18 protein-coding genes are annotated in these 18,845 nt (G+C 32.6%); 13 read left to right on the forward strand and 5 right to left on the reverse strand.

The genetic code is table 11. The features are described 5' to 3' along the window. Positions 1–159 precede the first annotated feature (159 nt). The 6 genes from V5E38_RS00720 (at position 160) to V5E38_RS00745 (ending at position 7,900) form a co-directional block, all read left to right on the forward strand. The gene (locus tag V5E38_RS00720) at positions 160–1,854 is read left to right on the forward strand and encodes a M4 family metallopeptidase (RefSeq protein WP_499213487.1); all 1,695 of its coding nucleotides are present in this window, start codon (positions 160–162) and stop codon (positions 1,852–1,854) included. Positions 1,855–2,057: 203 nt separating this feature from the next. Next, complete coding sequence (locus tag V5E38_RS00725; protein WP_499211815.1) at positions 2,058–3,317, forward strand: helix-turn-helix domain-containing protein; 1,260 nt, start codon at positions 2,058–2,060, stop codon at positions 3,315–3,317. A 628-nt stretch (positions 3,318–3,945) separates the two neighbouring features. Then, positions 3,946–4,623, forward strand: a complete 678-nt coding sequence (locus V5E38_RS00730; RefSeq protein ID WP_429889194.1) for a response regulator transcription factor — start codon at positions 3,946–3,948, stop codon at positions 4,621–4,623. Next, positions 4,620–6,008 carry a sensor histidine kinase gene (locus tag V5E38_RS00735; RefSeq protein ID WP_499211816.1) on the forward strand — a complete coding sequence of 463 codons (1,389 nt, stop codon included), beginning with the start codon at positions 4,620–4,622 and terminating at the stop codon, positions 6,006–6,008. The genes V5E38_RS00730 and V5E38_RS00735 overlap by 4 nt, the downstream gene beginning before the upstream one ends. A gap of 123 nt (positions 6,009–6,131) precedes the next feature. Beyond that, complete coding sequence (locus V5E38_RS00740) at positions 6,132–7,217, forward strand: ABC transporter permease (RefSeq protein WP_499211817.1); 1,086 nt, start codon at positions 6,132–6,134, stop codon at positions 7,215–7,217. Further along, positions 7,217–7,900, forward strand: coding sequence for an ABC transporter ATP-binding protein (locus tag V5E38_RS00745; protein ID WP_499211818.1), 684 nt, complete (start codon positions 7,217–7,219; stop codon positions 7,898–7,900). The genes V5E38_RS00740 and V5E38_RS00745 overlap by 1 nt, the downstream gene beginning before the upstream one ends. Positions 7,901–8,052: 152 nt before the next feature. Here V5E38_RS00745 and poxB read toward each other — a convergent pair whose 3' ends face one another. Continuing rightward, entirely contained in the window at positions 8,053–9,789 is a 1,737-nt protein-coding gene (gene poxB, locus V5E38_RS00750) for a ubiquinone-dependent pyruvate dehydrogenase (protein ID WP_499211819.1), read from the reverse strand. Positions 9,790–10,037: 248 nt separating this feature from the next. On the opposite strand from poxB, the gene V5E38_RS00755 reads away from it, so the two are divergent. Together V5E38_RS00755 and V5E38_RS00760 are read left to right on the forward strand one after the other, a co-directional pair. Continuing rightward, complete coding sequence (locus V5E38_RS00755; protein ID WP_499211820.1) at positions 10,038–10,415, forward strand: MerR family transcriptional regulator; 378 nt, start codon at positions 10,038–10,040, stop codon at positions 10,413–10,415. Between the two features lie 31 nt (positions 10,416–10,446). After that, complete coding sequence (locus V5E38_RS00760) at positions 10,447–12,111, forward strand: acyl-CoA dehydrogenase family protein (protein ID WP_499211821.1); 1,665 nt, start codon at positions 10,447–10,449, stop codon at positions 12,109–12,111. Positions 12,112–12,343: 232 nt separating this feature from the next. Here the strand turns inward: V5E38_RS00760 and V5E38_RS00765 are convergent, their stop codons facing one another. The 3 genes from V5E38_RS00765 to V5E38_RS00775 form a co-directional block, all read right to left on the reverse strand. Continuing rightward, a complete protein-coding gene (locus V5E38_RS00765) occupies positions 12,344–12,532 on the reverse strand; it encodes a hypothetical protein (protein WP_499211822.1) in 189 nt (62 codons plus the stop codon). Between the two features lie 90 nt (positions 12,533–12,622). Then, positions 12,623–12,781, reverse strand: coding sequence for a hypothetical protein (locus V5E38_RS00770; protein ID WP_176522550.1), 159 nt, complete (start codon positions 12,779–12,781; stop codon positions 12,623–12,625). Positions 12,782–12,794: 13 nt separating this feature from the next. After that, positions 12,795–13,679 (reverse strand): hypothetical protein, encoded by an 885-nt coding sequence (locus V5E38_RS00775; RefSeq protein ID WP_499211823.1) that lies wholly within the window; start codon positions 13,677–13,679, stop codon positions 12,795–12,797. A gap of 280 nt (positions 13,680–13,959) precedes the next feature. Here V5E38_RS00775 and V5E38_RS00780 point away from each other — a divergent pair, with 280 nt between their 5' ends. Beyond that, complete coding sequence (locus V5E38_RS00780; RefSeq protein ID WP_499210303.1) at positions 13,960–14,286, forward strand: transposase; 327 nt, start codon at positions 13,960–13,962, stop codon at positions 14,284–14,286. Continuing rightward, the gene (locus tag V5E38_RS00785; RefSeq protein WP_499213488.1) at positions 14,229–15,149 is read left to right on the forward strand and encodes an IS3 family transposase; all 921 of its coding nucleotides are present in this window, start codon (positions 14,229–14,231) and stop codon (positions 15,147–15,149) included. Before V5E38_RS00780 ends, V5E38_RS00785 begins: the two co-directional genes overlap by 58 nt. Before the next feature lie 56 nt (positions 15,150–15,205). Here the strand turns inward: V5E38_RS00785 and V5E38_RS00790 are convergent, their stop codons facing one another. Further along, positions 15,206–15,757 carry a hypothetical protein gene (locus tag V5E38_RS00790; RefSeq protein ID WP_097976684.1) on the reverse strand — a complete coding sequence of 184 codons (552 nt, stop codon included), beginning with the start codon at positions 15,755–15,757 and terminating at the stop codon, positions 15,206–15,208. Between the two features lie 116 nt (positions 15,758–15,873). Here V5E38_RS00790 and V5E38_RS00795 point away from each other — a divergent pair, with 116 nt between their 5' ends. The 3 genes from V5E38_RS00795 to V5E38_RS00805 are packed head-to-tail and all read left to right on the forward strand — an operon-like array spanning position 15,874 to position 18,794. After that, entirely contained in the window at positions 15,874–16,173 is a 300-nt protein-coding gene (locus V5E38_RS00795) for a metal-sensitive transcriptional regulator (protein ID WP_088014157.1), read from the forward strand. Positions 16,174–16,187: 14 nt separating this feature from the next. After that, positions 16,188–18,581: a heavy metal translocating P-type ATPase gene (locus V5E38_RS00800; RefSeq protein WP_499211824.1), complete on the forward strand. Its 2,394-nt coding sequence runs from the start codon at positions 16,188–16,190 to the stop codon at positions 18,579–18,581. 12 nt (positions 18,582–18,593) lie between these two features. Next, positions 18,594–18,794 (forward strand): cation transporter, encoded by a 201-nt coding sequence (locus V5E38_RS00805; RefSeq protein WP_088014159.1) that lies wholly within the window; start codon positions 18,594–18,596, stop codon positions 18,792–18,794. Positions 18,795–18,845 lie beyond the last annotated feature (51 nt).

Here is an 18,845-nt window from a genome sequence, read left to right on the forward strand (position 1 = left end):
AATTAGTCGTTTGTAGGGTAAAAAGCTGTAAAATCACCTGAAAAAGAACCCGGGTTTGACATATTGATTTAATTTTGAATTTTCTTAATAATGAAAATTGCAGTCGCAAAACAATTTAAATAAGGGGTGAAAGTTTTGAAGATGAAAAAAGAGAAAAGAATGAGAAGAAAAGCAATTCCAGCTGTAATGGCATTAACAGTGGCATTTAGTGGAGGACTAACAACTTTACCTTCATTTGTAAATGTAAAAGCAAGTGCAGCGACAGTTAATCAAGCTTTAAGTAAGGAAGAGGTAGTAAAAGCGTACCTGAATTCAAAGGTAAAAAGTCTTGCAAGATCAAGTTCTCCATGGGAACAATTTAAGATTGTAGGTGAAGAAGCTAATAGTGTGACTGATACTTACCATGTAAGAACAATTGAACAGTATAAGGGAATTCCAATTTATGGTTCAGGACAAACTGTAGCATTAGACGCAGATAACAATGTATATGCATCATTTGGTGATGTAAATCAAACATTATCTCGCGCAATTATTCCGACTGAAGCTACAATTTCTGAGGACGATGCTGTAGCAACTGCGAAGGAAAGTATTGATTCACAAATCGGAGTTGTTAAAAATTATGATGGAATTGATACACAATTGACGATCTATCCATATAAAGGAGAGTATCACTTAGCGTATTTAGTTAAGGCTTCAACTTCTGTTCCAGCACCAGGATATTTCCACTATTTTGTAGATGCTACAAATGGTGAAATCATTAATAGCTTTAATGCAATTGATAATGTTGATGTATCAAAACTGACAGTTGCTACTGGAAAGGGCTTAGACGTATTTGGTAAAATGCAATCTTTCCCAGTTGGAAAAGATGCATCAACTGGTTCTAGTTATTTATATGGTGGATCAGTTACTGGTTCTACAACAAGCCCTACTATCGTACCACTAGCAACATTTGATGCACATCGCATGCCTGAAACTTCATTTATCATATTATCAGCACTTTTAGGATTTACTGGCTTTGAAGTAACAACGAATAGTCCAACTAATTTCTTCTATGATCCTGCAGCAGTTTCTGCTCATGTTAATGCTGATAAAGTAAACAAATACTATCAAAATGTATTTAAACGTAACAGCTTAGATAACAAAGGTATGACTTTAATTAGTACAGTACACGTGGGAGCTAAATGGAATAATGCAGCATGGAATGGTAAACAAATGTTATATGGAGATGGCGATGGAGTTGTTTTAGGCGCACTTTCTGGTGGATTAGATGTAATTGGACATGAAATGACACATGGTGTGATTGAAAAGTCTGGCCTAGATTTAACATATAGTGGAGAGTCTGGAGCTCTTAATGAGTCATTAGCAGACATCTTTGGAACATTCGTTCAAATCTATACAACGAAAGTAAACGAGTGGGAAATGGGTGAAGATGTTTACACTCCAACTAAAGCAGGTGATGGTGGACTCCGTTCATTAAGCGACCCAGGTTCAGTACGTGTAAGCACGAAATATATGCCTTCAGGTTACTATCCAGATACTTATCAAGATCGATATTTAGGTACTGAGGATAATGGCGGAGTGCATATTAATAGTGGTATTAACAACAAAGCTGCATACCTAATTACACAAGGTGGTACAAATAACGGTTATACGATTACTGGTGTTGGTGTAAATAATGCACAAAAAATTTACTACCAATCTATGAAATATCTAACTGCTGATTCTAACTTTAAAGAAATGAGAGCAGCAGTAATTCAGGCATCACGTGATTTCTTCCCAGATAAAAATGGAGTACCTTCTGCTCAAACGAAGGCTGCTATGGATGCATATTCTTCAGTAGGTGTATACGAATAACAAAATTAAACCATGAACTAGTTTACCTGTTCATGGTTTTCTTATTTTCTGTTAAATTTTTCCTATACCTTAAAATAAGTATAGTAAGTAATAATTATTAATTTTACATTAAAATATCCTCATAAATTGTGTGTATAGCATGATGGAAACTAAGTTGAACTATTGTATATTTAGTATAAGTTTTAGGATAGGAGGAGCAATCAATGATCGAAGGAGAAGTTATAAAATTTTATCGTACGAAAGCCGGGCTAACACAAGAAGAACTTGGAAAAGGAATCTGCTCTTCAAAGCACGTTGGAAAAATTGAAAGAGGGAATACTTCCTACTCATCTGAGATTATTACCTTGTTTTCTGAACGATTACAAATTGATATTCGAAAAGAAATTGCAAACTTTGAAAATCTTGAAAATAAACTACTAAACTGGCATACAGCAATTATTAAAGTAAGAATGAAGGAAGTTGATTCATATAAAAAAGAGCTAGAAAAAATCCCTTTTATTAATTCGCCAAAATATGATGCTTTGTATCAATTGCTGCTAGCAAGATATTATCTCTTAAAGAACGACTATAAAAACACTTATACAATTATACTAAGTATACAAAGAAACTATAAAGATCTACCTCCTTTTGAAAGAAATCTCCTTTTGCATGTAATAGGAATTTATTATTTAAATAATTACAATAATTCAAGTACAGAGAATCATCATAAAGCAATACAAACTTTAAAGAAGATTGATCTAAACGAATACGGAAATCCAGAATACTATTATCATTTAGCTGTTGCATATGTATGGGTTGATTCTAAGGTAATGGCTTATGTATACGCAGAAAAAGCCCTTAAATATTTTAAAGATACAAGTAATTATTTACGTGCCATAAATGCTGAATCAATTATGCTTTTACAATCAAGCAACGATGGGCACTTAGACTTTAAAATATTGAAACAATCATATAAAAACCTGATTCATGATAGTGAAACGCTTAATGCACCGGATAAAACAGGGATGTTATTGAATAATTTTGCTTTAGAATATTATAAAAGAAAAGACTATGAAAAGGCTCAAAAATATTATAAGGCAGCATTACAATTGGAGAAAAAGCCATCGGTAATTTATCTTCAACGACTTAATAATTATCTTAGAAGTTCATTTGAAGGTAAATTAATGCGCAAATCTGCTTTATTAAATAGTGCTCAAAAAGGTCTAACAATCGCGAATGATTTAAAGAATCAACATTATCAAATTCTTTTCACATTACTGATCTATTTGATTGAAAATAAAACGGAAGAGTATATAGTGTACATAGAAAAAACAGCTTTTCCATACTTTAAGTCACGCAATCATACTATTTTTATAAAACGATATGGTAAGGAGTTGTATGATTATTATGTGAAAGAAAAAGAGTTTGAGAAGGCAGTTAAAATGTCTAACTTCTTAATAGATGCTATTAAAATACATAACTAAAGGACTGTTGTATGACAGTTTTTTTATTTTTTCAGATTAAAGAAGGAGTGTGATGAATAAAGTTGCACGCAAATAAAACTATCAATAATGATTAAATGTGCCACTAAATTTAATTGGAAACTAATTTTTTCAATAATGTTAAAAAAAGTTCCATAAAGGAACTTTTTTAAAATATTATTATGTTGGAATAACAATATCGGAAATAGGGACAAATATTACTATTTCTAACACAATTCTATCATGATTGACTCTTTTCGAAATGGTTGTTGTTTATAAACCGATCATTTTTAAATCACACAGTAAAGAAAGAAGCTGGTTGGAAACAAGGTGTGGGGTTTCTGTAGGGCAATCTGAAAAGTGGAAATTTGAGATGTCTCCCGATTATATTCAACTAGACATCTCCTTAAAGAGCAACAAGATTTACGAAAACAGCCATTTTAAACTACATATTAATAGTATGTCTAAAATACAAAAATGTATGGGGGACAAACTATATTACAGAAATTTTTTTTCATGCTATAATACATCCGCATTTTAAGCCCATGAAAAATAGTAAAAGGATATTAAAATTAAAATATGATATGATTTTTTAAATAATTGCACTAAATTCAAAGAATGGGGATAAATTATGATTCGAATTTTAATTGTGGATGATGATTCTCATATAAGAGAGTTATTGAAAATGTATTTACAAACTGAAGGCTACACGACATTTGAAGCAGCTAACGGAGACGAAGCTTCTGCATTGCTTGAGCAACAACAAATTAATTTAGCGATTGTAGATATAATGATGCCAGGAAAAGATGGGTACCAACTTTGTGAAGAAATAAGAGAGTATTATGATTTTCCCGTAATATTGTTAACTGCAAAAAGCGAGCTTTCTGATAAAGAAAAAGGTTTTGCAGTAGGCACAGATGACTATTTGACCAAACCATTTGAACCAAAAGAAATACTATTTCGGATTAAGGCTCTGTTAAGAAGATACAATATGATTAGTGCTCAAAAAATAAAACTGAACGAAACCGTTATCGATCGAAAAAGTTATGAAGTTTACTGTAATGGAAAATTACTTATGCTTCCAATGAAGGAATTTGAATTATTGTCTCAATTGGCAAGTTATCCAGATCGAATTTTTACACGTGATGAGCTGATCCAATTAATTTGGGGTGCTGATTTTGAAGGTGATGATCGAACAATAAATGTTCATATTAAACGTTTACGTGAAAGGTTTTCTAGTTTAACGAATGACTTTAGTATAAAAACCGTTCGTGGCGTTGGTTATAAATTGGAGGTCACTAGAAAGTGAAAACTTTATACATAAGAATTGTTCTTACAATCCTCGGTGTAATGATTTGTAGCAGTTTATTGGCTTTCTTTCTTTCGAATGTGTATTACCACTATAATCTAAAGCCTTATAATGATAAGAAATTAACTAAAATGGCTTTAGACGTTGGTACTTTTTATGAAGAAAATAATGATATCGAATTAAGCAATTACTTAAAAAGTATTAGTAAATTGGGATATCAAATTTTATTAGTAGATCAACAAGGAAATCAATCCTTTTATGGTGGTTCTTTTAGAGAAAAAAAACTAGATCGGAAAGTGATTGATTCTGTTTTAAACGGGAAGGTCTACCATGGTATTGCCGAATTTCCAACATCATTATTTGTGACTGGTTTTTTTGATAATACATTAAGTAATACAGTCGGTGTTCCTTTAAAATCGACTACTAATCATTTAGCGCTTTTTATGCGTCCAAATGTACAGCTTCAATTTGGTGAATTGCGTATACTCTTTTCCATTCTTCTCTTACTGACAATTGTATTAAGTATCGTATTTGTTCTAGTTAGTACAAGATATATTGTAAAACCGATTATTAAATTAACTGAAGCAACTAAAAAAATTGCAGAAGGAAAATATAATGTTCAATTGCAAATTAAACGCCAAGACGAAATAGGAAAACTGGCTAATCACTTTTCGCATATGTCACAAAGATTAGGACAAATTGAAGCGATGCGTCAGGAGTTTGTGTCAAATGTATCTCATGAAATTCAATCACCACTTGCTTCGATACAAGGTTTTTCGCAATCACTACAAACTGAAAAATTAACCGAAGAGCAAAAGAATCATTACTTATCAATAATAGAGGAAGAAAGTAAAAGAATGTCCTTGTTAAGTAAACAATTATTAACGCTAGCTGCCTTAGATAAGGAAGAAAGTATATTGCAAAAAACAACTTTTGATGTTGCCGAGCAAATTAAACAAGTAGTTTTTACAACTGAATGGAGTTGGAGAAACAAAGAGTTGGCCATTGATTTGGAATTACCACAAACTTATGTGTATGCTGATAAGAATCTACTACATCAAGTCTGGACAAACCTAATGACGAATAGCATTAAATTTAATCATGAAGGTGGATCAATCTCAATAAAACTGAGTAGTAATGAAGAGTATGTTCAAATTGAATTTCAAGATACTGGAATTGGTATTTCCGAAAAGGATTTACAACAAATATTTAATCGATTTTTTATTGCTGATAAGGCAAGAAATCGAAAGGAATCCAGTAGCGGCTTAGGTTTAGCGATAGTTAAACAAATCATTGAATTACATAATGGGCATATTGAAGTAAGTAGTAAAGTAAGCGAAGGAACTAAATTTCATCTATCCATACCAAATATAAAAGAGTTCTGATTTATAATTGTAATCGACTGTTCACCTGTTGTTCATCTAACATTCCTATACTTTAAATTACAGAGAGTGATTCTACTTTTTACACTCTTTAAAATTTAGTATGTTAAAGGAGATGAATGACAGGTGTTTCTTGCATTAAGGGAATTTAAACACGCAAAATTACGTTTTTTATTAATTAGTCTAATCATGATCCTTATATCATTCCTAGTATTATTCGTTTCAGGATTGGCGAAAGGATTATCTTTTGATAATGCTTCTTCTATTGATAGCATGGCCTCAAATTATTTTGTATTACAAAAAGAATCGGGTAAACAAATTAATCATTCAATGTTAACGGAAAATCAAATAAATGAAGTTCAGAACTTGGTTGATGAGAAAAATTCCACTACTTTAGGAGTTCAAATGACTACGTTTCTAAAGGATGGAACATCTAAAAAAATTGATGCTACCTTATTTGGAATTGATGTGAATGGGTTAGCAGCCCCAAAGGTAATTGAAGGAGAAATGATTAATAATTCAACAAAGAATGAAGTGGTAGGAGATATTTCTTTAAAAGAAAAAGGAATCAAGCTTGGGGACATAATTTCAGATCAAATCTCGGGTAAAGAATTTAAAGTTGTTGGATTTACCGAGAATCAATCATATAGTCACGCACCGGTTATCCATATGAATTACAAAGAGTGGGCAATGGTCAATAGTAAGAATTCATTTAATGCAATTGCATTAAAAACAAACGAAAGTACAGCAAAAAAAGTAAGTGAAAAAGTCTCAGGAGTAGAAGTGATTAATAAAAATCAAGCATTAAAAGGCATACCTGGTTATAAAGAAGAGCAGGGTTCTTTACTAATGATGATTGTTTTTCTATTCTTTATCGGAGCTTTTGTATTAGCAGTCTTTTTCTATATCATTACGATTCAAAAAATTAATCAATTTGGCGTGCTAAAAGCAATAGGTTCAAAAACTAGTTATTTAGCTAAGAATATTATTTTTCAAGTTTTAACACTTACACTATTAAGTTTAATGATCAGCATTTCAACCACATTTGGATTATCTAAAGTATTACCAGCTAGCTTACCTTTTGTATTTGATGCTAAGTTAATCATCGGAAGTTCATTATTATTCCTATTTGTAGCAATAGTTGGTTCGTTAATATCTTTATTAAAAGTAGTAAAAATAGATGCGATTGAAGCAATAGGGAGGGCTTTTTAATGAGTAATAAACTAGTACTAGATAATATTAGCAAAACATACAATGACGGTGATTCTTTAGCAACAACAGTATTAGATCAAGTTTCCATTCAAGTAAAAGCTGGTGAACTAGTAGCAGTTGTTGGTCCGTCTGGCTCAGGGAAAAGCACCTTCCTTTCAATAGCAGGAGCATTATTATCTCCGACTAGTGGGAAAATTTTAATAGATGATATTGAAATAAGTAATCTTCCAGCAAATAAACTGAATGAATTTAGATTATCTAAAATCGGATTTATTTTTCAAATGTCTAATTTAATCCCATATTTAACAGTTAAAGATCAGCTTCTATTAATTGCTGAATTAGCTGGAATAAAAACCAAAGTTGCCGAGAAGAAAGCAAACGAATTACTTGAACAATTAGGATTATCAAAGAGGATGAGAAACTATCCAGAAAATTTATCAGGTGGAGAGAGACAACGAGTAGCCATTGCACGAGCACTAATGAATGATCCAGAAGTAATCTTTGCGGATGAACCTACAGCTAGTCTCGATTCTGAAAGAGGAAGAGCTGTTGTTGAAATGCTATCTAAAGAAGTGAAGCAAAGGCAAAAAGCTGCGATAATGGTCACTCATGATAAAAGGATGTTAGATTTGTGTGACCGTGTTGTTTACATTGAAAATGGCAAACTTACTGAACAAATTTAAGGAAGAGCCCGTTTTAAATAAACGGGTTCTTTTTAAATTGTTTATGAGTAAGTAATTTAGAACAAAGAGCTATTTTAGTGACTCATGAACCCGGAGTATGGAATATATTCTGAATAAACAAAAGAACCCGTTCAAATCGAACGGGTTCTTTTTTATAGATGTAATCGATCTAAAAGATTCGATTTAGCAAGATCAATTACATCACTTGCATGGCCATTTAATACAGCTTTTAATGTCCATAGTGTAAATCCATGCGCTTGTTCAATACTTACTTTAGGAGGCATTGCCAGTTCTTGACGGTTTACTAAAACATCGATTAGAGCCGGTCCATTGTGTTCAAACGCACGTTGTACAGCGGATTCTAAATCAGCAGGGTCTTCTACACGAATTCCTTCAATCCCCATCGCTTGAGCTAATGATGCAAAGTTAGGGTTTTCTAAAGATGTACCAGTTTCTAGGTAACCAGCAGCTTTCATTTCTAATTCTACGAAACTTAGCGCACTATTATTGAATACGACTATTTTTACAGGTAATTTATGCTGGTGGATCGTTAATAAATCACCCATTAACATTGATAATCCACCATCTCCGCATAATGCCACTACTTGACGTCCAGGTTGAGAAACTTGAGCACCAATTGCTTGAGGCATGGCATTAGCCATCGTTCCATGATTAAATGATCCAAGTAATCTTCTTTTTCCATTCATTTGTAAATATCGTGCAGACCATAATGTAGGCGTACCGACATCACATGTAAAGATCGTATCTTCACTTGCAAGATCACTTACAATCTTAGTTAAATACTGAGGGTGGATTGGAGTTCGACCTGGTTTTCCTACAGCAAATTTTTCTAAATCTTCACGTACATTTTTGTATGCTGAAACATACTTTTCTAAATGGCTTGAATCTTTCACATCTGTTAAGAGAGGTAATAACTGACTAATTGTTTCTTTTACATCTCCACATAGTCCATAAGTAAGTGCAGCTCGTCGACCTAGATGCTCAGCTCGAACATCAACTTGTAAAATAACTGCATCGTCCGGATAAAACTGTCGATATGGGAAATCTGTTCCAAGCATTAACAAGACATCACAATCCATAATCGCGTGATATCCTGATGAGTAGCCAATTAATCCGGTTAGCCCAGCATTATATGGATTATCGTATTCAAGGAATTCTTTTCCTCTAAGCGCAATAACCATTGGAGATTTTAACTTTTCGCAAAGAAGCATTAAATGAGAATGAGCTCCTTCACAGCCCGCTCCGCAAAGTAGTGTAACTTTCTTCCCATCATTGAGAAATCCAGCTAGTTTTTCCAATTCAGGTTTCGATGGACTAATCAGTGGATTCGTTACATGAATAACTTGTTCTGGAACAGTTTGTCGATCTTCTAAAGCAGCTATGTCTCCAGGTAAAACAAGTACAGATACACCTTTTCTTGCGATTGCATGCTGCATTGCAATCGTTGCTAGACGAGGCATTTGTTCTGCTCTATAGACTGTTTCACAGAAGTGACTGCATTCTTTAAATAATTGCTCAGGACGAGTTTGTTGAAAATACTCACTTCCAATTTCGATGCTTGGAATTTGAGCCGCGATCGCCAGTACAGGAATACGGCTTCGATGACAATCGTATAATCCGTTAATTAGGTGAAGATTACCTGGACCACTGCTTCCCGCACAAACTGCGATACTTCCACTCATTAGAGCATCTGAACCTGCAGCAAAAGCCGCAACCTCTTCATGGCGAACGCCGATCCATTCAATTCTTTTTGAGTTTTTAATTGAATCCAAAACAGCATTTAAAGAATCGCCAACAATACCGTAAATTCTAGTAACTCCTGCCTGAATCAATGAATCAATCAGTAAATCTGCAATTGTTTTCCTCATTGTAATCTCCTTCTAGTTCACTGTTAATGGAACTAATTGAATTTAATAAGCCTTAGGCTACAGATAAATTTATGCTTTGCAGAAATGTAAAACGTTATACCAAAAAAAGGCAGGAAAAGTAGGATGCATTAAGAATTAAATACTTTAAAAATCTCTTAACCTCGAATTTTTTGTCGAAGGAATTCATCTTGAAACTTACGTTTACGTAAGATTTATAATATATCTATAGCTAGAAGGAGGAGGGCATTTTGAAGTTTTATTCGATTCGAGAGATGACGAATGAATTTAATACGACTCATAGAACCCTTAGATATTATGAAGAAATCGGATTATTACACCCATCCTATACTGAAAGTGGTAGAAGAAGGTATTCTCATAAAGATCGTACACGTCTTTATTTAATTCAAAGGGGTAAAAATTTAGGCTTTCATTTGCAGGAAATAAAAGAAATGATTGATTTATTTACGCTCGATCGAACAGGTGAAAAACAATTACAAAAAACAATTGAATATGGAAATCAAAAAATTATAGAGTTAGATAAAAAAATTAACGATTTAATTCAATTAAAAGAAGAAATTATGAGAATGAAGAGTAATCTTGAGCGGAATTTATTAGAAATCGAATGAAATACTTCCGAAAAAGGATGTGGAAGGTTTAATGAATTTTTATAAAGAAGATCGTAATCTACAATTGATATTAGGAAAATATTTTAATGAGGATTTTTTTACATGGGCTAATAAAGAATTAGAAGAATTTGGTGAGCTTTGTGCGAATGAAATCGATCAACGTGCAATTCACACAGACCGAGAAGGTCAACCACGTTTAATCAAATATGATGCATATGGTAATGATATTTCACATGTTTGGGTAAATGAAGGTTATAAGCAAACTGTAAAAAATACTTATAATAGAGGGATTGTTAGTTATATTCATAAGTCAATTCCCGAACTTGGTATAAAGGGGAATTATATTTATTCCTATGCACAAGGTTATTTATTATCACAGGCTGAAGCTGGTTTTTATTGTCCAGTAACATTATCAATGGCTGCTACGTTTTTAGTTGAAAAATATGCAGATGAAGCATTAAAAGAAAAATATCTCCCCCATCTATTATCAACTGGGGAAACAGAATTATATGAAGGAGCGACTTTTTTAACTGAAAGACAGGGTGGTTCAGATGTTGGGGCCAATGTAGTGAAAGCAGTTAAAGAAGGAGATTACTATCGTATTTACGGAGAAAAATATTTTGCTAGCAATGCAGGTCAGTGTGGTATTACAACAATTTTAGCAAGAATTGAGGGAGCGCCTTCTGGGAGTAAGGGGTTAAGTTTATTTTTAGTACCTTGGAAGAATGATGATGGTACTAATAATGGATTCGTGATTCGTCGCTTAAAAGATAAGCTAGGTGTAAGAGCTGTTCCATCAGGAGAAGTTGAGTTTAATGGAGCGAAAGCATTTCTAATCGGAGATCCTTCTAGAGGAATTAACTATATGATGGAAGCATTGAATCTATCTAGAATATGTAATGCTGTAGCATCAGTTGGAATTATGAGAAGAGCCTATGTGGAGGCGAAGAAATATGCTGAAAATAGACCGGCATTTGGACAAATATTAACGAATTTTCCAATGATCCAAGAGACATTAGCAAAACTTACAACCATTCAGGAAGTTCAGACAAGCGCAGTATTTAATTTAGTGGCTTTATATGATCGAGTGGTTGGGAAAGAAAATGGAACAAGTGAGGAACAAACATTAGTAAGACTTTTAATCGCTTTATTAAAAATGCGTACAGCGGAAGAAGCGATTCATTTCTCCCACGAGGCGATTGAAATGCATGGAGGAAATGGTTATATTGAAGATTTTGTTACACCTCGACTTCTAAGAGATGCTCAAGTACTTACAGTCTGGGAAGGAACAGCTAATATTTTAGGTTTAGAGATTTTGAGACTGTTTAACAAAATGAATGGTTATCAAGTCTTTAAATCATTTATTGAAGAAAAATTAGTGGATACACCTCAAACATTAATAGATGAAAGTGAAATCATTAAGAAAAAGCTGGAAGAATTAAATGAGATTGTTCTTTATACATCTACTTTAGATGCTAAAATTCAATCATATAATTCAAAGAAAATAGCAAATAAAATGGCAGACTTAGTTGAAGCAGTTACTGCTCTTGAAGATGCAAAAGAGCATATTCGAAAAGAATACATTGCAAAAGTATTGATCCATGAACGATATTTTAAAAATCACATTAACAAAGAACAAATTCATTTAAAGTATTTTGATGAAATTGTCGGTTATAAAGTTTCGATAAATAAATGAAATGATTAATGTGAAATATCTTGTGTCGCTGGTCATTGAATGTACTGGAGTCAATTCTGAAATGTACAAGTACGAAGTGAACTATATTTACCACGGGAATTTCTTAATTAAATATATTTTAATAAACTTTCTAAAAATAACACTCAATGGGAAAAATATTAAGCTATAAGTATTCTCAATAATCGAATTAGGCGACAAATTTTTAAAAAAATAATTAAAAAAAGATGGGGAATCAAAATTTCCACCATCTTTTTTTCTTGTTCGTTTGCTCATCTTTTAATGATTTTAGAAAATCTTTATTTGACTTTAATACATTTTCTTCATTGATTACGCCTAATGGTTTGGACTTGATATGTTTCATTCTTCGCAATATCTCTTCATTTGATTGAAGTACATCTTCAATTTGATTGTTTTTGCTCAATTGAATCACCTCTTAGTCACTAATAGATAGTATATTAGTATCTCTTATAAGATATGATTCAAAACAAAAAAAGAGTGCAACCATTGCACCCTATACGCCTCTATTTTTTAACGCTCTAATTGCTAATCTGTTTGTTTTTCTTAAATTAGTGATTTCACTGGATGGTTCAATTACGATTCCATTACGTTTAGGAGAGGACTTAGGTTGTGATTCAGGAGCTTTTTTAAACGATAATAATTTTTTAAACATCCATATCGACTCCTTATCTTAAGTTTCTAATAGCAGAATACATTGTTGTGATTGCAAATAAATAGTGTCTATCTACCGTTAATAAATCCGTAGATTGAACTGCAACAAGATAGCAATAACTATCTTTCATAAATTGTAGCACGTATATCCCTTGGTCTTCAATGCTATGCTGATTTTTTGATTTAATATCTGATAAAAATGATTGCTTAATATCATCTCCAACACCAAATCTTAATTTATACATATTAAAAAAATCGGTATAGGCAATATCTGTTTCCGGGTATATCTTGACAACAACTTTGGCCTCGTAAAAATATAAATAGTTTTTTAGCAAATTATTTAATTCATCCTCAGGATCTAATTGCTTGTCTAAATACGATTCTAGTGATTCTATGAACTCAATATAATGATTAGTCCTTTGAAGAAGTTTAGCAACTAATCGATCGTTTTTTTCAATTTGAGTTTTAAAACTAACACTTTTTTCAATGGTGTTCCCAGCCCAGATAAATTTATCAGGTGTTAAGAGAAAAAAGATATCTACAAATAAAGGAATCCAAATTAATGAGATTAAAATGGGGATTGTAACCAAATCCTTAATATCAGAAAATTGAACAGTATTAAAAATTTTGTATGTAACAAGCCCACCTACAAATAAAAAAGTATAAAGCGCATACCAAATTTTACGATAAAAAACTAAGTTTGCGTCATACTGAAAAATATGATCTTCGCTATTTTGACTTTTATAATATTTAATTAATACATAAATAAGGAAAATTAAAATCGCCAAAACACAAAAACAAAGAACAGCATCCATGAAATCAAAATGAAGTCCTTTCTCTGATGAAGCTTTGGGTTTTTGAATTATTTTACTTACATTAGTTTCATTAAATAGCAACATAAAATCCCTCCTAAAAACAATAAAGCAATGTGGAAGTATAATGAGTTTCATTACTCACGTAAGTATACAAAATAGTGGTTAAATTTGGTAGAAAATTTTGAATTTGTTATAAAATTATCACAAATTATGTAACTTTATGAAAATAATCTTTAGGTTAAAAAATACAATCTACTAAAAAAGAAATTTTTAAAAAAGAAAAGACACCCTAAGTGTAATAATCCCCTTATAGTAGACAGTTAAAAGAAAGGTACTGTACTGTCTACTATAGGGGGAATTTTTTATGGGGAAAATTAGAAAAACTTATACAAAAGAATTTAAACTTAAAGCGATTAACCTGTATTTTGATGAGGGTATGGGATTAAAAACTATAGGTAAACAGCTGGGAATTGCTCATTCAGTAGTAGAAAGATGGGTTAAACATTATAAAAATGAAGGTATCGCAGGGCTTGAAGAAAAACGTGGAAAGGCAAAAGGACCAAATATAGGAAGACCACGGTTAGAGCCATTAAGTGATGCAGAAAAGATTCAAAGATTAGAAGCTGAGAATGCATATTTAAAAAAGCTCTTAGCTTTGAAAAAGGAGATGGTACTAAAAAGAAAGCGCTAGAGTTTAGTGTTATTTTTGAGCTGAAAACAAAGTTTCCTGTTATTTTACTATGTAAGATTGCAGGAGTTTCTAAAAGTGGATTTTATAAATGGGCTAAGAAACAAGAAAACCCTTCAATTAAACAAATTGAAGATCAATTTATTGTTTCTAAAATTAAAGAATGTCATGAAGATCCAGATGTAAATGAAAGTTTCGGGTATGTAAGGGTAAAAACATGGTTGAAGAAAGTATATGGAATAGTAGTAAACCATAAACGAGTATATCGCCTTATGAAAGAAAATGGGATTAAGGCTAAAATTCGTGTTAAGAAATGGAAGTATTTTGGTCGTAAAGAACCTTATGTCATTTCTGATAACTATTTAAACCGAGATTTCTCTTCAGATAACCCAAATAGAAAATGGGTAACCGATATAACTTATCTAATATTTAACGGAAAAAGACTATACCTTTCAGTTATCCAAGATCTTTATAATAACGAAATTATTTCTTACCAATTAAGTGAAAGAAATGATTTAAAACTCGTTTTAGATACCATAAAAAAAGGGATAAAAAAAAGAGATGTAAGTGGTCTCCTAATACATAGTGATCAAGGATTCCAGTACACCTCAAAAAGATATAACCTAACACTTAAAAGATACAATATAAAGATAAGTATGTCCAGAAAAGGAAATTGTTTAGATAATGCATGTATTGAAAGTTTCTTTAGTCATTTTAAATCAGAATGTTTTTATCGATATCAATTTATCGAACAAAAACAAGTTGAGCACGCAGTGAAACGTTATATTTGGTACTACAATAATAAGAGATTTCAAAAGAAATTAAATAACCTTAGCCCTATAGAATACAGGGCTAAGGCTGCTTAAAGTACTTTTTAATTACTGTCTACTTGACAGGGGTAAGTCCAAAGTTGGGTGTCTTTCTACTTTTTCAACACATTAATTTTATAGCTCTGGGAAGCAGGAGTATTTCCAAAATGAGTAAAAGAATAAAACACAGTTAAAATGAGCAGCAGGCTAGAAATAATAATTACTGGAAAGAATGATGATAGTAGTTTTGGGAATCGCTGACTTAAAAACATAGTAGAACAAAATATAGATGAACAAGTTAATAATAATAAACAAATTAATAATAAAGCATGTGCTTCTGAAATTGAAATCATCACGACGATCATGCTCCCCATCATACCGGCCATCATTCCAGTAAAGATCCCCTCAAGTAGTGCAAGGAAATGTAATCGAAAGCCGATACATAACCCAATGAGTGCAGGTAAGCCCATTGAAATGAGTAAGGAATTGAAAAATTGTTGGTGATTTGAAAGTGTAATGAGTACACCTATTGTTAAACCAGTAGTCATACTGATCATCATCATATACATCATTTGATGCATCTGGTCATTTTTTGTTGGTTTGAGGTGGATTGAAATGATTGTTATGAAGAGCATTATGCTAATACATACCCAACTGGTGAACATATATGATACCCCCTAACTATTCGCTTTTTATCATCATATGGACAACTTAAAATAAATAGAATAAAAAATTGACACCTATACCCCCTATGAGTATATAATAATGGTGAGGTGATAAGATGGAAAATTGCCATGATGATCAAATGGTTCCAAGAAGTGAAGACGAAATTAATGATTTAATGAAGCGTCTTCGTAGAATAGAGGGGCAAGTAAGAGGAATTCAAAAAATGGTCGAAGAAGACCGATATTGTATAGATATTTTGACGCAAATTATGGCAGTTGAAGCTGCTATGAAAAAGGTAAGTTTCTCATTGATTGAAAGACATGCGAATCATTGTATGGTTAAGGCCGTTAAAGAAAACAATGGTGAAGCATCAGTTACTGAATTAATGGAGGTTATTAAGCGTTACGTAAAATAAGGGGGTTGATTAATATGAATGAAGCAAAGCAGTTAACCCTGGGGATTGAGGGGATGACTTGCGCAGCTTGTGCAACCCGAATCGAAAAAAGCTTAAATCGAATGGATGGCTTGAAAGCGAATGTGAATCTAGCTTTAGAAAAAGCTACTATTACCTATGATAAAGGACAATATCAAACTTCTGATTTAATAGAAAAAATCCATACGATTGGTTATGAGGTTGCAGTTGAAAAGATTACATTAAATATTGAAGGAATGACATGTGCTGCTTGTTCGGCTCGAATCGAAAAAGTAATAGGGAAAATGGACGGAATAGTTCAAATCAATGTCAATCTAGCTATGAATATAGCAACGATTTCTTATTTACCTGAAGTACGCTCGGTCCAATCGATAATAGATAAAATTAGTCACATCGGTTATGCAGCAGCCATAAAAGAAGAAAATGCAGTTAAAGAAAAAGACACAACAAAAAACAAACAGATTCAATTGATTGTTTCTATCTTACTTTCACTTCCACTATTGTATTCGATGGTATCTCATCTTCCATTTAGTACAAATATTTGGATGCCACATTTATTAATGAATCCATGGTTTCAATTATTGTTTGCAACTCCAGTTCAGTTTATTATAGGTTGGCATTTTTATGTAGGAGCATTTAAAGCAATACGAAATTATAGTGCAAATATGGATGTGCTCGTCGTACTCGGAACATCGGCAGCTTATTTTTATAGCTTTGTTGAGTCGATTAAGACAACTAATAATAGTATGTATATGCCGCATCTATATTTTGAGACAAGTGCGGTTTTAATTACATTAGTTTTGCTTGGAAAATATTTTGAGCATATTGCTAAAGGGAAAACGACTGAAGCAATTTCAAAACTAATGGAATTACAAGCTAAGGAAGCTATTGTTATAGAAAATGGAAATGAAGTTTATGTACCATTGGAAGCTGTAAAAGTTGGAGATCTACTTCTTGTTAAACCAGGTGAGAAAATTCCAGTGGATGGTGTCATTGTATCAGGAGTATCTACAGTTGATGAATCAATGATTACAGGTGAATCTTTACCAGTTGATAAAAAGACTGATGATAAAGTTGTTGGAGCAACAGTCAATGGTAATGGTATTTTAACCATACGAGCTGAGAAGGTTGGTAAGGATACGGCATTAGCAAATATTGTGAAAATAGTTGAAGAAGCACAAGGTTCAAAAGCTCCAATTCAAAGATTAGCTGATCGAATTTCGAATCTATTTGTTCCAATTGTAATTGGGATAGCCATATTAACATTTATCATTTGGTTTTTTGTAGTCGATCCTCAAAATTTGCCTAAGTCAATTGAAGTAGCAATAGCTGTTTTAGTCATAGCATGTCCTTGTGCTTTAGGACTTGCTACACCAACTTCGATTATGGTTGGAAGTGGAAAAGGTGCGGAAAATGGGATTTTATACAAAGGCGGAGAATTTTTAGAAACGACCCAAAAAATTAATACAATCATTCTTGATAAAACAGGAACTGTTACAAAAGGAAAGCCTGAAGTAACAGATATCATTAATTTAAATCATCGAGAGGATTTATTGAAGCTCGTTGCAAGTGTAGAGAAAATGTCAGAGCATCCTTTAGCACAAGCAATTGTTCAATACGCACTTAAACAGGAATTGCAACTAACAGATCTTACAGAGTTTATTGCCATACCTGGACATGGAGTAGAAGCCTTGATTGAAAATAAAAAGGTATATATCGGTACTAGGAAGTTAATGAATGAAAAGAATATCGATTTTTCTCCAGTTGAAGATCAACTAATCGTATTTGAATCTGCCGGGAAAACAGGGATGTTAATAGCAATTGACGACAACCTGGAAGGAATTATTGCTGTAGCTGATACAATTAAAGAATCTTCAAGACATGCGATAGATGCATTAAAGGATTTAAAAATAGAGGTTTTTATGGTAACCGGTGATAATAAACACACAGCAAAGGCGATTGCAGATCAAGTTGGGATCGAAAATGTATTTGCTGAAGTTCTACCAGAGAAAAAAGCAGATATAGTAGCTGAACTACAAAAACAAGGGAAAATTGTTGCGATGGTTGGAGATGGGATTAATGATGCTCCAGCTCTTGCAAAAGCTGATATTGGGATGGCAATTGGCACTGGTGCAGATGTCGCGATAGAAACAGCCGATGTTACGTTAGTAGGTGGCGACTTATCACATATTCCGAGAGCTATTAGTTTAAGTAAAAAAACAATGAATAATATTCGCCAAAATTTATTTTGGGCGTTATTTTATAACAGTTTAGGTATACCGATTGCAGCTTTAGGGTTATTGCAGCCTTGGATTGCAGGTGCTGCAATGGCATTTAGCTCTGTATCGGTTGTCTTAAACGCATTAAGATTAAAACGTATAAAAATTTAGGAGGATTTAGTAATGGAAACAATTCTAAAAGTAGAAGGTATGACATGTGGACACTGCAAAGCTGCAGTTATGAAAGCGGTAGAAGGAGTGTCTGGTACAAATAATATAATCGTAAGTTTAGAAAATAAAGAAGTAACATTCAATACTTCAAACGCTGAAACAATTGAGAAAGTAAAAGAGGCTATTGAAGATCAAGGTTACGATATCGTTTAATCTTAGCAAAAAAATAAAAGGCGAACTAATGGTTCGCTTTTTATTTGGAAA

It is taken from the genome of Rossellomorea sp. GAMAL-10_SWC, from assembly GCF_049568075.1.
Lineage (GTDB): Bacteria > Bacillota > Bacilli > Bacillales > Bacillaceae_G > Gottfriedia.

Bases quoted from the DNA above. Each gene is read 5' to 3' on its own strand.
- V5E38_RS00720 (WP_499213487.1), top strand. From the start codon at position 160: ATGAGAAGAAAAGCAATTCCAGCTGTAATGGCATTAACAGTGGCATTT.
- V5E38_RS00725 (WP_499211815.1), top strand. From the start codon at position 2,058: ATGATCGAAGGAGAAGTTATAAAATTTTATCGTACGAAAGCCGGGCTA.
- V5E38_RS00730 (WP_429889194.1), top strand. From the start codon at position 3,946: ATGATTCGAATTTTAATTGTGGATGATGATTCTCATATAAGAGAGTTA.
- V5E38_RS00745 (WP_499211818.1), top strand. From the start codon at position 7,217: ATGAGTAATAAACTAGTACTAGATAATATTAGCAAAACATACAATGAC.
- poxB (WP_499211819.1), bottom strand. From the start codon at position 9,789: ATGAGGAAAACAATTGCAGATTTACTGATTGATTCATTGATTCAGGCA.
- V5E38_RS00760 (WP_499211821.1), top strand. From the start codon at position 10,447: ATGAATTTTTATAAAGAAGATCGTAATCTACAATTGATATTAGGAAAA.
- V5E38_RS00770 (WP_176522550.1), bottom strand. From the start codon at position 12,781: ATGTTTAAAAAATTATTATCGTTTAAAAAAGCTCCTGAATCACAACCT.
- V5E38_RS00775 (WP_499211823.1), bottom strand. From the start codon at position 13,679: ATGTTGCTATTTAATGAAACTAATGTAAGTAAAATAATTCAAAAACCC.
- V5E38_RS00780 (WP_499210303.1), top strand. From the start codon at position 13,960: ATGGGGAAAATTAGAAAAACTTATACAAAAGAATTTAAACTTAAAGCG.
- V5E38_RS00790 (WP_097976684.1), bottom strand. From the start codon at position 15,757: ATGTTCACCAGTTGGGTATGTATTAGCATAATGCTCTTCATAACAATC.
- V5E38_RS00795 (WP_088014157.1), top strand. From the start codon at position 15,874: ATGGAAAATTGCCATGATGATCAAATGGTTCCAAGAAGTGAAGACGAA.
- V5E38_RS00800 (WP_499211824.1), top strand. From the start codon at position 16,188: ATGAATGAAGCAAAGCAGTTAACCCTGGGGATTGAGGGGATGACTTGC.
- V5E38_RS00805 (WP_088014159.1), top strand. From the start codon at position 18,594: ATGGAAACAATTCTAAAAGTAGAAGGTATGACATGTGGACACTGCAAA.